Origin of the sequence: Euryhalocaulis caribicus (assembly GCF_000412185.1) — a bacterium.
GTDB lineage: Bacteria > Pseudomonadota > Alphaproteobacteria > Caulobacterales > Maricaulaceae > Euryhalocaulis > Euryhalocaulis caribicus.
On sequence record NZ_ASJA01000013.1, the window covers coordinates 49,429 to 63,917 of the forward strand.

General features: G+C 64.8%; 19 protein-coding genes. 9 read left to right on the top strand and 10 right to left on the bottom strand.

Annotated features, from left to right (window positions below; all coding sequences use genetic code 11):
- Positions 1 to 22: 22 nt before the first annotated feature.
- Positions 23 to 1,432 carry an NAD(P)(+) transhydrogenase (Re/Si-specific) subunit beta gene (locus L338_RS11315; protein WP_022698500.1) on the top strand — a complete coding sequence of 470 codons (1,410 nt, stop codon included), beginning with the start codon at positions 23 to 25 and terminating at the stop codon, positions 1,430 to 1,432.
- A 10-nt stretch (positions 1,433 to 1,442) separates the two neighbouring features.
- Positions 1,443 to 2,063 carry a class I SAM-dependent methyltransferase gene (locus tag L338_RS11320; RefSeq protein WP_022698501.1) on the top strand — a complete coding sequence of 207 codons (621 nt, stop codon included), beginning with the start codon at positions 1,443 to 1,445 and terminating at the stop codon, positions 2,061 to 2,063.
- A 4-nt stretch (positions 2,064 to 2,067) separates the two neighbouring features.
- Here the strand turns inward: L338_RS11320 and L338_RS11325 are convergent, their stop codons facing one another.
- The 4 genes from L338_RS11325 to L338_RS11340 all read right to left on the bottom strand — a co-directional run bounded on the left by L338_RS11325 (position 2,068) and on the right by L338_RS11340 (position 5,012).
- Positions 2,068 to 3,042 carry a zinc transporter ZntB gene (locus L338_RS11325; protein WP_027068479.1) on the bottom strand — a complete coding sequence of 325 codons (975 nt, stop codon included), beginning with the start codon at positions 3,040 to 3,042 and terminating at the stop codon, positions 2,068 to 2,070.
- Positions 3,043 to 3,093: 51 nt separating this feature from the next.
- Entirely contained in the window at positions 3,094 to 4,041 is a 948-nt protein-coding gene (locus tag L338_RS11330) for a sensor histidine kinase (RefSeq protein WP_022698503.1), read from the bottom strand.
- Complete coding sequence (locus L338_RS11335) at positions 4,038 to 4,598, bottom strand: heme NO-binding domain-containing protein (RefSeq protein ID WP_022698504.1); 561 nt, start codon at positions 4,596 to 4,598, stop codon at positions 4,038 to 4,040. The genes L338_RS11330 and L338_RS11335 overlap by 4 nt, the downstream gene beginning before the upstream one ends.
- Before the next feature lie 96 nt (positions 4,599 to 4,694).
- On the bottom strand, positions 4,695 to 5,012 hold the full coding sequence (locus L338_RS11340) for a TraR/DksA family transcriptional regulator (RefSeq protein WP_033311217.1): 318 nt from the start codon (positions 5,010 to 5,012) through the stop codon (positions 4,695 to 4,697).
- A 127-nt stretch (positions 5,013 to 5,139) separates the two neighbouring features.
- Between L338_RS11340 and L338_RS11345 the strand changes: the two genes are divergently transcribed.
- Both L338_RS11345 and L338_RS11350 read left to right on the top strand, forming a co-directional pair.
- Positions 5,140 to 6,090, top strand: coding sequence for an ABC transporter ATP-binding protein (locus L338_RS11345; RefSeq protein ID WP_022698506.1), 951 nt, complete (start codon positions 5,140 to 5,142; stop codon positions 6,088 to 6,090).
- On the top strand, positions 6,087 to 7,532 hold the full coding sequence (locus L338_RS11350; RefSeq protein WP_022698507.1) for an ABC transporter permease: 1,446 nt from the start codon (positions 6,087 to 6,089) through the stop codon (positions 7,530 to 7,532). Before L338_RS11345 ends, L338_RS11350 begins: the two co-directional genes overlap by 4 nt.
- 121 nt (positions 7,533 to 7,653) lie before the next feature.
- On the opposite strand, the gene rpsU is transcribed toward L338_RS11350, so the two are convergent.
- The gene (gene rpsU / locus L338_RS17415; RefSeq protein WP_027068482.1) at positions 7,654 to 7,875 is read right to left on the bottom strand and encodes a 30S ribosomal protein S21; all 222 of its coding nucleotides are present in this window, start codon (positions 7,873 to 7,875) and stop codon (positions 7,654 to 7,656) included.
- 174 nt (positions 7,876 to 8,049) lie between these two features.
- Between rpsU and L338_RS11360 the strand changes: the two genes are divergently transcribed.
- Positions 8,050 to 8,718 carry a COQ9 family protein gene (locus tag L338_RS11360; RefSeq protein ID WP_022698509.1) on the top strand — a complete coding sequence of 223 codons (669 nt, stop codon included), beginning with the start codon at positions 8,050 to 8,052 and terminating at the stop codon, positions 8,716 to 8,718.
- Between the two features lie 22 nt (positions 8,719 to 8,740).
- Here the strand turns inward: L338_RS11360 and L338_RS11365 are convergent, their stop codons facing one another.
- Positions 8,741 to 9,820 (bottom strand): 5-(carboxyamino)imidazole ribonucleotide synthase, encoded by a 1,080-nt coding sequence (locus L338_RS11365; protein ID WP_022698510.1) that lies wholly within the window; start codon positions 9,818 to 9,820, stop codon positions 8,741 to 8,743.
- Positions 9,820 to 10,308, bottom strand: coding sequence for a 5-(carboxyamino)imidazole ribonucleotide mutase (purE, locus tag L338_RS11370; protein WP_022698511.1), 489 nt, complete (start codon positions 10,306 to 10,308; stop codon positions 9,820 to 9,822). Before purE ends, L338_RS11365 begins: the two co-directional genes overlap by 1 nt.
- Positions 10,309 to 10,457: 149 nt before the next feature.
- Here purE and L338_RS11375 point away from each other — a divergent pair, with 149 nt between their 5' ends.
- A complete protein-coding gene (locus L338_RS11375; RefSeq protein ID WP_022698512.1) occupies positions 10,458 to 11,138 on the top strand; it encodes a GGDEF domain-containing protein in 681 nt (226 codons plus the stop codon).
- Positions 11,139 to 11,160: 22 nt separating this feature from the next.
- On the opposite strand, the gene L338_RS11380 is transcribed toward L338_RS11375, so the two are convergent.
- Positions 11,161 to 11,364, bottom strand: coding sequence for a YdcH family protein (locus L338_RS11380; protein WP_022698513.1), 204 nt, complete (start codon positions 11,362 to 11,364; stop codon positions 11,161 to 11,163).
- Positions 11,365 to 11,530: 166 nt separating this feature from the next.
- Between L338_RS11380 and L338_RS17090 the strand changes: the two genes are divergently transcribed.
- Both L338_RS17090 and L338_RS11385 read left to right on the top strand, forming a co-directional pair.
- Positions 11,531 to 11,704, top strand: coding sequence for a YdcH family protein (locus L338_RS17090; protein WP_022698514.1), 174 nt, complete (start codon positions 11,531 to 11,533; stop codon positions 11,702 to 11,704).
- Positions 11,705 to 11,799: 95 nt separating this feature from the next.
- Positions 11,800 to 12,612, top strand: coding sequence for an SDR family NAD(P)-dependent oxidoreductase (locus L338_RS11385; protein WP_022698515.1), 813 nt, complete (start codon positions 11,800 to 11,802; stop codon positions 12,610 to 12,612).
- On the opposite strand, the gene L338_RS11390 is transcribed toward L338_RS11385, so the two are convergent.
- Positions 12,579 to 13,046, bottom strand: coding sequence for a MerR family transcriptional regulator (locus L338_RS11390; RefSeq protein WP_022698516.1), 468 nt, complete (start codon positions 13,044 to 13,046; stop codon positions 12,579 to 12,581). The two genes, L338_RS11385 and L338_RS11390, sit on opposite strands and share 34 nt — an antisense overlap.
- Positions 13,047 to 13,129: 83 nt before the next feature.
- Between L338_RS11390 and L338_RS16640 the strand changes: the two genes are divergently transcribed.
- Positions 13,130 to 13,699, top strand: coding sequence for a methyltransferase family protein (locus tag L338_RS16640; RefSeq protein ID WP_022698517.1), 570 nt, complete (start codon positions 13,130 to 13,132; stop codon positions 13,697 to 13,699).
- A gap of 32 nt (positions 13,700 to 13,731) precedes the next feature.
- Here the strand turns inward: L338_RS16640 and L338_RS11400 are convergent, their stop codons facing one another.
- Positions 13,732 to 14,418 carry a DUF1013 domain-containing protein gene (locus L338_RS11400; RefSeq protein ID WP_022698518.1) on the bottom strand — a complete coding sequence of 229 codons (687 nt, stop codon included), beginning with the start codon at positions 14,416 to 14,418 and terminating at the stop codon, positions 13,732 to 13,734.
- Positions 14,419 to 14,489 lie beyond the last annotated feature (71 nt).

Below are 14,489 nucleotides of genomic sequence, written 5' to 3' on the forward strand. Positions count from 1 at the left end.
CGCCGCAGGAAAAGGGCCTGTCATGAACGCCAATCTCGTCGCGCTGCTCTATCTCGTCTCGGGCGTCCTGTTCATTCTCGCCCTGCGGGGCCTGTCGAACCCGGAAACCGCCCGGCGCGGCAACCAGTACGGCATGATTGGCATGGCCATCGCCATCGGCGTGACGCTGACGCTGCTGAGCTTCAATCCCATGATCATCGGCCTGATCGCGGGCGGCGCGCTGATCGGCGGGGGCGCGGGCGTGGTTATCGCCCGGCGCATTCCAATGACGGCGATGCCCCAGCTGGTCGCCGCCTTCCACAGCCTGGTGGGCCTGGCCGCCGTGCTGGTCGCCGCCGCGGCCTTCCTCTCGCCCGAGGCGTTCGGAATCGCCGACGCGGCGGGGCAGATCAAGGCGATCAGCCGGGTGGAAATGGCGCTGGGCGCGGCCATCGGCGCGATCACCTTCTCCGGCTCGGTCATCGCGTTCGCCAAGCTGAACGGCAACATGTCCGGCGCGCCGATCCTGCTGCCCTTCCGCCATGTCATCAATATCGCCATTGCGCTGGCCATGACGGGCCTAACGGTGGCCTTCGTGCTCAGCGACGGCGCGGCCTCGGGCGGCGGTCACCTGCTCTGGTACATCACCGCGCTGGCCTTCCTGATCGGCTTCCTGCTGATCATTCCGATCGGCGGGGCGGACATGCCGGTCGTGGTCTCCATGCTGAACTCCTATTCAGGCTGGGCGGCGGCCGCGCTTGGCTTCACGCTGGAAAACACCGCTCTCCTGATCACCGGGGCGCTGGTCGGCTCTTCCGGCGCGATCCTCTCCTACATCATGTGCAAGGGCATGAACCGCTCCTTCATCTCGGTGATTCTGGGCGGGTTCGGCGGCGATACGGCCGCGGCCAGCGGCGAGACCGAGACGCGCCCCGTCAAACAGGGCAGCGCGGACGACGCCGCCTTCATCATGAAGAACGCCGGCCGGGTCATCATCGTGCCGGGCTACGGCATGGCCGTGGCGCAGGCCCAGCACGCGCTGAAGGAACTGGCCGACGTGCTGAAAGAGGAAGGCGTGGACGTCGCCTACGCCATCCACCCGGTGGCGGGGCGCATGCCCGGCCACATGAATGTGCTGCTGGCCGAAGCGAACGTCCCCTATGACGAGGTGTTCGAGCTGGAGGACATCAATTCCGAATTCTCCAACGCCGACGTCGCCTTCGTGATCGGCGCCAATGACGTCACCAACCCGGCGGCGGAGGACGATCCATCCTCTCCCATCTACGGCATGCCGGTGCTGAAGGTCTGGAACGCCAAGACCGTGTTCTTCATCAAGCGCTCGCTCGGTTCGGGCTATGCCGGGGTGGAGAACCCGCTCTTCTTCCGCGACAACACCATGATGCTGCTCGGCGACGCCAAGAAGATGGCCGAGGAGATCGTGAAGGCGCTCTAGGACGCGCGACATGTCCTTCTACGAAAACCGCATCCTTCCGCACCTGATCGGCCTGTCCTGTTCGCAGAAGCCAATCATGATGGAGCGGGCGAAGATCCTGCCCCATGCGGAAGGTCGCGTGCTGGAGGTCGGGCTGGGCGCGGGGCCGAACCTGCCGCTCTATAATCCGGCGAAGGTGACGCAGCTGATCGGGCTGGAGCCGAGCGCCGGGATGCGCCGCAAGGCCGCGCCGGCGATTGCGGCCTCCCCCGTGCCGGTGGAGTTGATCGGCCTGCCGGGCGAGGAGATCCCGCTGGACGATGACAGCGTCGACACCGTGGTCCTGACCTACACGCTCTGCACCATCCCGGGTTTCAACGCCGCCCTGGCCCAGATGCGCCGCGTCCTGAAGCCCGGCGGAAGACTGCTGTTTTCCGAACATGGCGCGGCCCCGGACCCGGGCGTCGCAAAGTGGCAGCGGCGGATTGAGCCGGTGTGGAAGCGGATCGCCGGCGGCTGCCATCTGACGCGGCCAATCCCGAAGCTGATTGAGGAATCAGGCTTCGCTATCGGCGACATGGAGGCGTGGTATTTGCCGGGCGCGCCGAAGATCGCGGGTTTCAACTATCGCGGCTTCGCGTCGATCCGCTGAGCGGTCAGATCCATTTCGCCCATTTGAAAAAGGCCAGCTCGATCACGCAGATCAGCGTCAGCAGGCCGGAAACGATCCAGAACCCGTTCGGGTGATCGGACAGCGGCACGCCGGCGACATTCATCCCCAGCATCCCGGCGATCAGCGTCACGGGCAGGAAGATTCCGGCGGCCAGCGACAGCACCATCGTGTGCCGGTTCATCCGGTCGGCCTGCTGGCTGACCAGCAGGTCATGCAGCACCATCGCCCGTTCCCTCAGGGAATCTAGGTCCTCGGTCAGGCGCGCCATCGCCTCGGCCGCCTCATGGAAGATCCGGTGATCCTCCTCCCGTATCCATCCGGCCTCGGTGGCGGCCAGCGCCCGCAGCGCCTCGCGCTGCGGGGCGATATAGCGGCGGATCTGCGCCGCTTCGGAACGCGGCTCGGTCACCGCGATCCGCTCGATGCTCTTGCCGTCGTCAAAGACGTCGTCTTCCAGCTCGTCAAAGATATCCACCATCTCCGCGATCACCGGTTCGATCCGCAAGGAAAGCCGCAGCGCCAGACGGGCGATCAAATCGCCGGGCGTGACCGGCGCATCGCCCTTTTCAATGTCGTCGCGCAGGTCGCGGACAGCCATCAGCTTGAACCGGCGGGAGGTGATAACCCGCGTCGGCGTCACCCACATGCGGACAGAGACCATGTCTTCCGGCTCAGCGCCCGGATTGTGGTTCACGCCCCGCAGATTGACCAGCGCGCCCTGCTCGGCCGGTTCAAAGCGCGGCCGGGTTTCCTCCGCCGTCAGGGCGGTCACGGCGAAATCGGGCGCGCCGGACTTTTTCGCCAGCCAGTCGCAGGCGCGCGGATCGTTCGCGTCCAGATGTATCCAGTCAAAGCCGGGGGCGTTTGCGGGATGATCGTCCAGCGCCAGCTTTACCGCTCCGCCCGCGCCGTCCATGCGCCAGGCGCAGATCAGCGCGTCGCCAAGGGAATCGTTCATGGTCATGGGGTGCGAGAATAAGGCGCGGCGGCCGCGCGGCAAACCGGCCGGTCAGGCGACGGCGGCTGCCGCGTCTGCGGGCCGCGGGAAATGCAGGCGGACCGCCGTTCCCTCGCCAATACGGCTCTCGATCTCCAGCCGGCCGCCATGCAGCTCCGCGAAGCCGCGCGCCAGGGGCAGGCCCAGGCCCAGGCCATCATGGCTGCGTGTGGAGCTTTGCGAAGCGGTGGAAAAGGCGGTTGCGGCGCGCCGGGCCATTTCCTCATCCATGCCACAGCCGGAATCGATAATTTCCATGACCGCGCCGTCATCGCCGCTCCGGGCCGCCAATCGGATGGTTCCACCCTTGTCCGAGGCCAGAGCCGCGTTCTCGATCAGACCGGCCAGCGCCCGCGCCGCAATACGGTTATCCAGATCCAGAAGCAGCCCTTCTTCACACTGGATTTCCAGCGTCACCTCGCGCGTGGTCAGGGTGTCGGCGGCAAAGGCCGCCGCCTCCGACGCCAGAGGGCCGATATCGGTCGGGGCGGTGATGATTTCGGCCTGTCCCTGGGAGGCGACCTGTATGTAGAGGAACAGATCATCCACCATGTCCAGAAGCCGCCGTCCGCTCTGGTCGATGATGTCCGCCGCGGCCTTTGCCTCCGGGGACTTCACATTCCGCAGCAGGTGAACCCCGCCCAGCACGCCGTTCAGCGGCGTGCGGAATTCATGGCTGACGACGGACAGAAAACCGGTCTTGGCGCGGTCGGCGTCCTCGGCCCGTTCCTTGGCGGCCATCAATTCATGCTGTTGGGTTTCATAGGCGTCGATGGACCGGCGGACATTATCCAGCAGGAAATTGACCATAAGGGCCAGCTTCTGGACCGCCGGGGTGGGGTCCGTCACCGCAATGCGCACATTGAAGTCGCCGTCGACGGTCGAGCAGAGCTGGTCCGCGATCGTCTCGACCGATTGCAGCGGATCCGGCACGCCTTCATTTCCCGGCTTGCCGGTCACGCCGCCGCCTCGCCGGCGCCAGCCCAGCGTATGGCGACCCGGCAATCGGCGGAATCCGGATCGTCCAGGGCCTCAACCTCGGCGGTTTCCCCGTAATGATCCAAAAGCGCCCGCGCCAGCGACATATAGAGGCGGGCCAGCCGGTTTTCCGATTGATAATGCGTGATCAACCCGTCTTCGGTTTCCGTCACGCCAAACTTGTCGCCCAGACGGCTGTCGCCGCCCGTAACGCCGGAGCCCATGGAGTTGTGGATCGTGGGCTGACGTTTCAGGAAGTCGCGGGCCGTCGGCGCCATGGCGAAGAAGACCGGAAAGCGCGATTGCACGTCTTTCAGGAAATGAACCGCATAGGCGTCATAGGCCTGTTGCGGCGTCAGTTCCAGAACATCGCAGGCATGCCCGATAAGGGCTCTCGCCTCTTCATCGGGATAGTCCGTGTCGATGCGGAATTCGAAATCATCCGGCAAGCCGCCCCGGCGGCGGACCTCGGCCAGTTTGTCTTTTCCCCCGGCCTGCTCGACCAGGTCGAGAAGAACGAGCTGTATCAATCCAATCATGGCGGCGCTCACTATATCGCAATGTGCGAAATAACTAACACCGGGTTCGATAAAGAAAGCCTAAAATTCTAGCGCTTGTTTGCGTTAAAAATTTACCTAGGCGGCCCTTGCGCACTGTACGCAGACCGCCGTGGCCGGATCCAGGTCCAGCCGCTTTGGCGGAATTTCCTCGCCGCAAACGGTGCAAAATCCGTATTCGTCCGCCGCCATTCGCGCCAGCGCCGCATCGATCTTGCGGATTTCGGCGCGGCGCTTGACTTCGGTCGCCTGATCCATCGCCTGCGCCCGCATGGCGTCCATGCGCGACAGCCGCCCCTGCGTCTGCTGGTCCAGCTCCACGGGTTTGCGGCCCTCCGCGCTGCCGGCGGACAGGCCCTCCAGCTCCGCCTTCAGGGCCTCCAGGCGGCCTCGCATTTCTTTTATTCCGGCGCGTGTCGGGGCCATTAGCAGAAACTCGGCTCGTTACGGGCTGACGAGTATGAATCGAGCCTCTATCGTGACGCCAGATGCACAATCAGTTCAGCCGCGACGGGGACAATTCATGAATAACGGGCCGGACGCCCCGCCGCTTTCGCTTGAGGCGGTTTCCAAGAGCTTCAGCGGCAAGCCCGCCGTACGGGATCTCAGCTTCACGGTCCGTCAGGGCGAGATTTTCGGCTTTCTCGGTCCCAACGGGGCGGGCAAGACCACGTCCCTGCGCACGGCCCTTGGCATCATGACCCCCGATCAGGGCAACGTCATGCTGTTCGGCGCGCCGCCCAGCCAGAAAAACCTGCGCCGGGTCGGTTTCCTTCCCGAAGAACGCGGCCTCTACAAGAAAATGACGGCCGAGGCGGTGATCGTTTTCTTCGCCCGCCTGAAGGGCATGGGCCGCGGGGAGGCGCTGAAGAAGGCGCGCGCCTTGCTGGACCAGTACGGGCTTGGCGACGTGGCGCAGAAGAAGCTGAAAACCTTTTCCAAGGGCATGGCCCAGAAGGTCCAGATTCTGGCCGCCATCGCGCATGATCCAGAGCTGGTCATCCTGGACGAGCCGTTTTCCGGCCTCGACCCGGTGAACCAGCGCACGCTGGAATCGCTGGTCCGCGGCCTGGCCGACGGCGGCGCGACGGTGATCTTCTCCACTCATGTGATGGAGCACGCCGAACGGCTCTGTGACCGTATCCTGCTGCTCTCGAAGGGCCGCACGGTGTTTGAGGGCGCGGTCTCCGCCGCGCTGGACGCCGCGCCGCGCCGGGTCTTCGTGGAAACCGACGCGGACGTGGACGTGGCGGCGCTGACCGCCGCCATCCCCGGCGCCTCCGCGGCGCGCGAGGGCGAGGCGGAGACGGAAGGCGTGCGCTGGCGCGTCGATCTTCCCGAAGGCGCCTCCACACAGCCCGTGTTGCACGCTTTCGTGGACAAGGGCGCGCCCCTGCGGATGTTCGAACCGATGCGCACCCATCTCCATGACGCCTTTGTTGAACTGGTCGAGCGGGAGGACCGCCCCTCATGAATCGTCTCTTCCTGATCGCCCGCCGCGAATATCTCTCCTATGTCGCCACCTGGGGGTTCTGGATTTCGCTGGCCACCGTTCCGCTGTTCATGGCGGCCGGCTTCATCGTGCCCCAGCTGTTTGAACGCTCCACGCCGGAGCGCGCCTATGTCGTGATCGCCGATGATCCGGCGGTCGGGACGGCGATCGAGGATTATCTGGACGCCGAATACGCCGATGAGGTGGACGCCGTTCTGGGGGCCATGGTGTCCGCGCAGGGCGGCGATGCGGCAGGCGACGCCTATGACGCGGCGCGCGAAAACGGCGCCGCGCCTCTGGATGCGGCCATGGAGGCCGGCCTGGCGCCGGAAGCGGCGCAGGCCGCCGCCGACCAGACCCGCCGCAACTATGTGCGCGTAGAGGCCCCTGAGCGGACCGTGGAGGGCTTGCGGTCCTATCTGGCGGGCGCGCGCCAGCTGGACACGCCCGAAGGCCCGCGCGACCTCCACGCGGCCCTGTTCGTGGAAGGCGATGCGCAGGCCGGATATTCGCTGGATTACTGGAGCGCCAATCTGTCCAATCAGGACCTGATGGACGAGGCCCGCCGCGCGCTGGGCGCGGACATGGCGGACGCCTATCTGCGTGACGCCGGTGTGGACCCGGCGGTGGTGGCCGAAGCCGAGGACCGGCGCCCGGAAACCCGCGCGCTCAGCCCGGAAAAAACCGAAGGCGCGGAAGAGGTCACGTTCGAGGACCGACTGCCTTACCTGCTGGGCGTCGGAGCCGGATTCGTCCTGTGGTCGATCCTGTTCTCGGTCGCCAACATGCTGCTGACCTCCACCATCGAGGAAAAGGGCAACAAGATCCTCGACTCCCTGCTCGCCTCTGCCCGGCTGACGGAGATTCTGGCCGGCAAGCTTCTGGGCGTGGCGGGGGTCAGTTTCACCCTGCTGGCCGCATGGATCATCGCCGGCCTGGGCTTTGTCACGGTCGTGCAATTCGTGGTCGGCGGGGATGAGCCGCTGGCGCCGATCTTCGGCGCGGTTCTGGATCCGGGGCTCCTTCTGCCCTTCGCCTTCTATTTCGTGGTTGGCTATCTGATGTATGGCGCGGTGTTCATGGCCATCGGTTCGCTCTGCGAGACGATACAGGAGGCGCAGACCTTCATGAGCCCGCTGATCATCATTTTGATGATCCCGCTCGCCTTCCTGGTGTTCGCGGCGCAGAATCTGGATTCTTCGCTGCTGGCCATCGCCAGCTGGATCCCGCCCTTCACGCCCTTCCTGATGATCGCGCGCCTGCCCACCGATCCCCCGCTATGGGAGATCGTGGCGACCTCGGCGCTGATGCTAGGGACGATGCTGGCCATCCTGCTGGCGGCCTCCGCGGTCTTCCGCATGGGCGCGCTGGGCCAGGCCGGGATTGGCAATCTGCGGCGGCTGGTGCCGGGCATGAAAAGCTAGGGAAGCCGCAACTTCCGGCATTCCGGAAACACAAAGCGCCGCGCGGAGGTCAGCCTCCGCGCGGCGCTTTTTTATTCAGGTCGCTGTCGCGCGCTCCGGCAGGGCGCCGGAGCCGTCGCGCCTAGCGGCGCTTGGTGGTGAGACCTTCGCGCTGAGCCCGTTTACGCGCAAGCTTGCGCGCGCGGCGAACCGCTTCGGACTTCTGACGAGCGCGCTTTTCTGAAGGCTTTTCGTAGAAGGCGCGCCGCTTCATTTCGCGGAACGTCCCCTCGCGCTGCATTTTCTTCTTCAGCGCCTTCAGCGCTTGCTCGACATTGTTGTCGCGAACATAGATCTGAACGATGGCTCTCGCCCTCCTAAACGCATGTTTGTTGACGCGGCGGTCGATGCCGCTACCAGCGCCAAACACGAAACCCGTGGAAGGCGCGCGATATAGCGGAGCTAAAAGGGCCTGTCCAGATACAAGCCGCATCGCCGCATGGCTGTTTCTCACCAGATTAGATAGTGTCTTTTCGCGATGATTGAAGAGTTTCCCCATCTGGACGCCGCCCGCCGGGCCATTCTGGAGGCCGCGCTGCCCATCGCCGCCTTTGACGGCTGGACCCGCAAGACCCTGATCGAGGCGGCCCGCGACGCCGGCCTGCCTGACGGCGCGGACGAGCTTTACCTGCCCCGCGGCCCCGTCGATCTGATCGATTTCTGGGGCAGGGAGTGCGATCTGGCGATGGAAAACGCCTATGCGGCGGCCGATACGGCGGACATGAAGGTGCGCGACCGCGTCACCTTCGCCGTGATGGCGCGGCTGGAGCCGATGCGCGGCGACCGGGAAGCGGCGCGGCGCGCGGTGGCGCGGCTGTCCCTGCCGGACGCCGGCGGGACCGCGCCGCGCATTCTCTGGCGCGCGGCCGACAGCATCTGGCGGGCGATGGGCGACAAGTCCACGGACGGCAACTGGTATTCCAAACGCGCCACGCTTTCGGGCGTGATCGGCTCCACTTTCGCGGTGTTTCTGGAAGACCAGGACCCCGAAATGGCCGAAACGCGGGCGTTTCTGGATCGCCGGATCGGCAATGTGATGGAGTTCGAGAAGGCGAAAGCGAACTTCCGGCGCTTCAAATCAGCCCTGCCGGACCCGCTGAAGACGCTCTCCAAACTGCGCTATGGCGGCGTTAAACGTTACAATTAGGCCTCAAAACAGGCCCGTTTTCTTACGATTTCAGCGGCGAAACGCGCGTCACATGGCCCATTTTACGGCCCGGACGGATGTCGTTCTTGCCGTAAAGATGGATGTGCGCGCCTGATTCCCGCGCCAGATCCGGCCAGGTTTCCGCGTCTTCTCCGATCAGATTGACCATTTGCGCGCGGCCCAGCGGCGCCGGATCGCCCAGCGGCCAGCCCGCGACGGCGCGGATATGCTGTTCGAACTGGCTGGTTTGCGAGCCTTCGATGCTCCAGTGCCCGGAATTATGGACGCGCGGAGCGAATTCATTGACCAGCAGCGCGCCGTCTTCGCACTCGAAAAGCTCCACCCCGATCACGCCGACATAGTCCAGCGCCTCCAGAATGGCGCGCGCGATGCGGTTTGCCTCGTCATTGACGGCCGGTTTGGCCTCCGCCGGCGAGGTGCTGCGCCACAGAATGCCGTCGCGGTGTTCATTTTCCGCCAGCGGATAGGGCACGAAATCGCCGTCCAGAGACCGCGCGGCGATCACGGAGACCTCCCGCACGAAGCCGCACATCGCTTCCAGGATGCAGGGACGGCGGCCCAGCGAATCGAAAGCGCTTTCCAGTTCGGCCGCGGAGCCGACTTTCGCCTGCCCCTTGCCGTCATATCCGCCGTGGCGGGTCTTCAGGATGGCGGGAAAACCGACCGAATCCGCCGCGCCCGCAAAGTCATCGGGGGATGAAACAGCGGCAAACGCCACGGTCGCCGCGCCGGACTCATTGACGAAGGTCTTTTCCTTCAGGCGATCCTGCGCCACTTCCAGCGCCTGCGCGCCGGGCCGAAGCGGCACGCCGGCGCGCTCCACGGCGCGGGCGGTGTCGGCGGGGACGTTTTCAAACTCGTAAGTGACCACGTCGCAGCCGCGCGCGAACGCTTCCACCGCGTCCAGATCGTCATATCCGGCGACGGTAGCGCCAGCGGCGGTGCGTTCGGCGGGGGAATTGTCCTGCGGAACGAAGATTTTGACGTCAAAACCCAGCGGCGCGGCGGCCATGGCCAGCATGCGGCCCAGCTGACCGCCGCCCAGAATGCCGATCGTGGAGCCGGGAGGGAGCGCCGTCATCAGCCTTCGGGCGACTCCGGCACGGAATCACGTTGCCGGTCGCGCCACGCCTGCAGCTTCTCCGCGACAGCTTCATCCTGCAGGGCGATCACGGCGGCGGCCAGAAGCGCGGCGTTTTTGGCCCCGGCCTTGCCGATGGCCAGCGTGCCGACCGGAATCCCGGCGGGCATCTGGACGATGGAGAGGAGCGAATCCAGGCCCGAAAGCGCCTTGCTTTCAATGGGAACGCCGAAAACGGGCAGCGGCGTCATGGCGGCGGCCATGCCGGGCAGATGCGCCGCCCCGCCGGCGCCGGCGATCACGCACTGGAAGCCCTCGGCCTTCGCGCCCTTGGCGAAATCATACAGACGGTCAGGAGTCCGGTGGGCCGAAACCACGCGCGCATCATAGCTGACGCCGAGTTCGTCCAGAATCCCGGCGGCTTCGGAAAGGGTCGGCCAGTCCGAGGTCGATCCCATGATTATGGCGACCCGCGGCGCTTTGCTCATGTCGCTGCCCCAGTTGAAAGAAGCGCGGGAGAATAGGTGCGAAGTCTATCGCGTCAAGCGTGGCCGTCATTGACGCTTTCTTAACCGTGAAACGCGATTTTCTATTTTGATTAACCATGATCCGCTGCAAGAGGCCCGGACAAGCCGCAATGAAAATCGCGCCCGTTACCCGGAAAAGCCCCGAGCAATTCGAGCCGGATTCGACCCAGCGTCCGAATCTGACCATCGCCGCGGACAATGATCCAAAACCCGATGACCGGTTCAACCGCCTGCTTTCAGAAATCCGCCGCCTGCACGCCGAATCGGAACGGCTGCGCGGCCGGATACAGGAGCTGGAGGACCTGGCCGACACTGACGCTTTCCTGCCGATCTTCAACCGCCGCGCCTTCGAGCGCGAGCTGGAGCGGGAAATCGCGCTGGCCGACCGCCACCGCACGCCGCTGTCCGTGGTCTTTATCGATCTGAACGGGTTCAAGCAGATCAATGACCGCTTCAGCCACGCTGCGGGCGACGCGGTTCTGATGAATGTCGCCGATATCCTGCGCCACAGCGTCCGCGACACCGATGTCGTCGGCCGGCTGGGCGGGGATGAATTCGGGGTGATCCTGCACCGCTCTGCCTATGACGACGCCGCCGCCAAGGCGGAGCGTCTGGCGCATGCTATCGCGGGCCAGCCCATCGTGTTCGAGGGCAATCACTGTGAAGTGGGGGCCGCGGCCGGGGTCTGCGCCTGGCGCAAGGGGGAATCGGCCTCGGAAATCCTGGCCCGGGCGGACGCGGCGATGTACGCCAACAAGGCTGAAAGCAAGCGCGCCGAACCGGCGGCCTGAAATCGCGCTCTTCCGCCTGTGTCTAGGCGATGATGTCCGGCGTCAGCTGGTCTTCCAGAAAACCGATCCGGTCTTTCAGGGCCAGCTTGCGCTTCTTGAGGCGGGCAATCTTGAGCGGATCGGAATTGGCCGAACCCTGCATGGCCACCACCTCGTCATCCAGTGAGCGGTGCTCGCGCCGCAATTCGTCGAGAGCCTGAAGAATTTCCTCGTTTTCGCCCAGCACGGCCGCGCGCCTCCCGTGAGTTCCGCTGATCAGTGATTATACGTCATTCCCGCTGAGGGGGAAAATATCAAGCCCGCCATATGGGCGTGATTGTGATGTGACGACCGCCCCCGACTGTGTTCTTATGGAGTCATTGTCAATCATTCCACCGAGAGGAGATTGGGATATGGCGAGTGAAGTCCGTATGCAGGACCTTGATCAGAAACACCGTTCCGTCGACATGAAGCTTCAGGCGGAACTCAAACGACCAACCTGCGACGACCTTATGGTAGCTGAACTCAAGAAACAGAAACTCGCCCTAAAGGATCAGATGCGCGCCCTCAGACACGGCGGCCACTGAAACAAGCTCCCGCTGACATCAGCCTGGGAGCTTTTTTAATTCCGGAAAGAAAATAGGGTCCGCCGACAGGCAGCGGCGGATCACAGGGAGCCCTGATGGCTGAAGAACGCGTGGCAATCGTCACAGGCGCGGCGCGCGGCATCGGACTGGCGTGCGCGCGGCGCTTCGCCGCCGATGGCGCAAAGGTCGTGCTGGCGGATCGTGACGACAAGGCGGGCCGCGAGGCGGCCAAGGAACTGGGCGACGAGAAGACCGCCCTCTATGTGCATTGCGACGTCTCGTCACGGCTGGAGGTTCACAACCTCATCGCCGAGACGCTGTCGGCGTTCGGGCGGATTGACGTGCTGGTGAACAATGCCGGCATGATCTCGACCGGCACGATACTGGATCTGGAAGAGGACGCCTTCGACAAGGTGATGGGCGTCAATCTGAAAGGCGCGTTCCTGGTGGCTCAGGCGGTCGCCCGGCAGATGGTGAAACAGGTCGAGGATTCCGACGAGCGGGTGCGCGACCTTCGCCGCCGCCACGCCATCATCAACATGTCCTCGATCAACCAGACGGTCGCGATTCCCAACCAGCTGGCCTATTGCGTTTCCAAGGGCGGCATGGGGCAATTGACCAAGGCCATGGCGCTGGCGCTGGCGCCCTACAATATCCGGGTCAACGGCATCGGGCCGGGCAGCGTGCAGACCGACATGCTGGCCGCGGTGAACGAGGACAAGGCGGTGATGAAGAAGCTGCTGTCCCGCACGCCGATGTCGCGCATGGCGGACGCGGACGAGATTGCGGGCGTGGCGGCGTTCCTCGCCTCCCCGGATTCGTCCTACATCACCGGCCAGACCATCTATCCCGATGGCGGGCGGCTTGCGCTGAACTATACGGTCCCGGCGCCGGGGGAAGAGGAATAGCGTACGTTCCCGTGGTTCCGGACGCGGCAGTTTTCATGGTCCGAAAGTGATTCCATGACGGCGCAGGCGGCGATTTCTCCGCCCGCGCAAACCGCCGCCATGCGCTTCAATTCCTTCTCCAGCGCACGAAGTTGCCGCATCCGTTCACGCACGTCCGCAAGCTGGCGGCGCGCGATTTCGTCGACCGCCTCGCAGTCGTTTCCCGGCTGAGTCTGCAGATCGATCAATTCGCGGATCGCGGTGACGGGAAAGCCCAGTTCGCGGGCGTGGCGGATGAACGCAAGGCGCCGGACCGCCGCATCGTCATAGACGCGCTGACCGCTGACCGTCCGGTCTGGCGCGGGCATCAGGCCGATGGATTCGTAATAACGGATCGTCGTGATTTTTACGCCGGCGTCCTTCGACGCGCGCCCGATCGTTCGCGTGCGAGTCATCCCGGAATGCTCCTTGCCTCTACAGTGGCTGTAGACATTAGACGTCTTTGCGAAGTTTCAAAATTCGCAAGGAGACACCCGCCATGCTTCCCGAAACAGACTCGAAAACTGTCCTGGCCGCCGCGATGGCGGCGAACGCCTTCCTGACCGCGCTTCTGGCGTTGCTGATAAAGCGGGATTTCCGGCGTCTGGGCCGGGCCTCATGGGCGGCGGCCGTCTGGAGCGGGATCGCCATGCACGGCCACGCTTTGGCGACCTTCCTGATCGCGTGGCTGGACCGGGGCTCGCTCTATGCGCCCGCGGCGTGGAGCGCGGCGGCGGGCGGGGCGCTGGCCGGCACAGGGCTTTTCATTATCGTGCTGGGGCGCAGGGCCTATGCCTCGCGCGCCCGGGTCTACGGCCTGAGGGAGGACGAGTTGATAGAGCGGGGCGTCTATCGCAGGACGCGCAATCCGCAATATGCCGGTTATGGCGTCATGTTCGCGGGCGCCGCCATTGCGGCGGGCTCATCACTGGCGTTCGTCTTTGCAGGCGTGTTCGCTCTGCTGATCCATGTCTACATCACATGGGTGGAGGAGCCGCACCTCAAGCGCGCGTTCGGGGCCGAATATGACGCCTATTGCGCGCGCGTGGGGCGGTATTTCCGCCTCTAGCGCGGCTCCTCTGCAAGCTTTTGGCGAAGCCGTCAGTCCTTCTTGGGGGACTCGCCGAACAGTTCCTCGACCGTTTCGGGGGCCTTGCGGACCGGCTCGGGGTCGCGCATGGCGCCGCCGGTTTCGGTCGCGGGCTTCAGCGTATCGCCTTCGTCTTCCGGCTTGATGCCCTTGGCGGCGTCCTCGCGGCGCTTCTTCTCGGCCGCTTTCTGGACGATGGCGTCCAGTTCGGACTGCGCGCACAGGCCCAGCGCCACCGGGTCGACCGGCTTGATGTTCTGGGTGTTCCAGTGAGTGCGGTCGCGCACGGCGTTGATCGTGGTCTTGGTCGTGCCGATCAGCTTGGCGATCTGGGAATCGGGGATCTCCGGATGATTGCGGACCATCCAGGCGATGGCGTCCGGGCGGTCCTGACGGCGCGACAGCGGCGTATAGCGCGGCGCTTTCTTCTTGTTGTGGCTGAGCTTGTCGGCGTGTTCGTGCTCGACCGCGGTCAGCGCGTAATTCCCGTCATTCTCGGCGCGGCCGATTTCATCCCGCGTCAGCTGGCCGTTGGAAATCGGGTCCGCCCCGCGCACGCCGGCGGCGACGTCGCCATCGGCGATGCCCTTCACCTCAAGCGGGTGCAGGCCGCAGAAATCGGCAATCTGCTTGAAGCTGAGCGAGGTATTGTCGATCAGCCAGACAGCGGTGGCTTTCGGCATCAGGATTTCGGTCATCGAAGGGCTCCTTAAAGCAAGGCGTAAAAACAAAAACCCGGCGCTGCGGCGCCGGGCTTTGGAACTCAAAA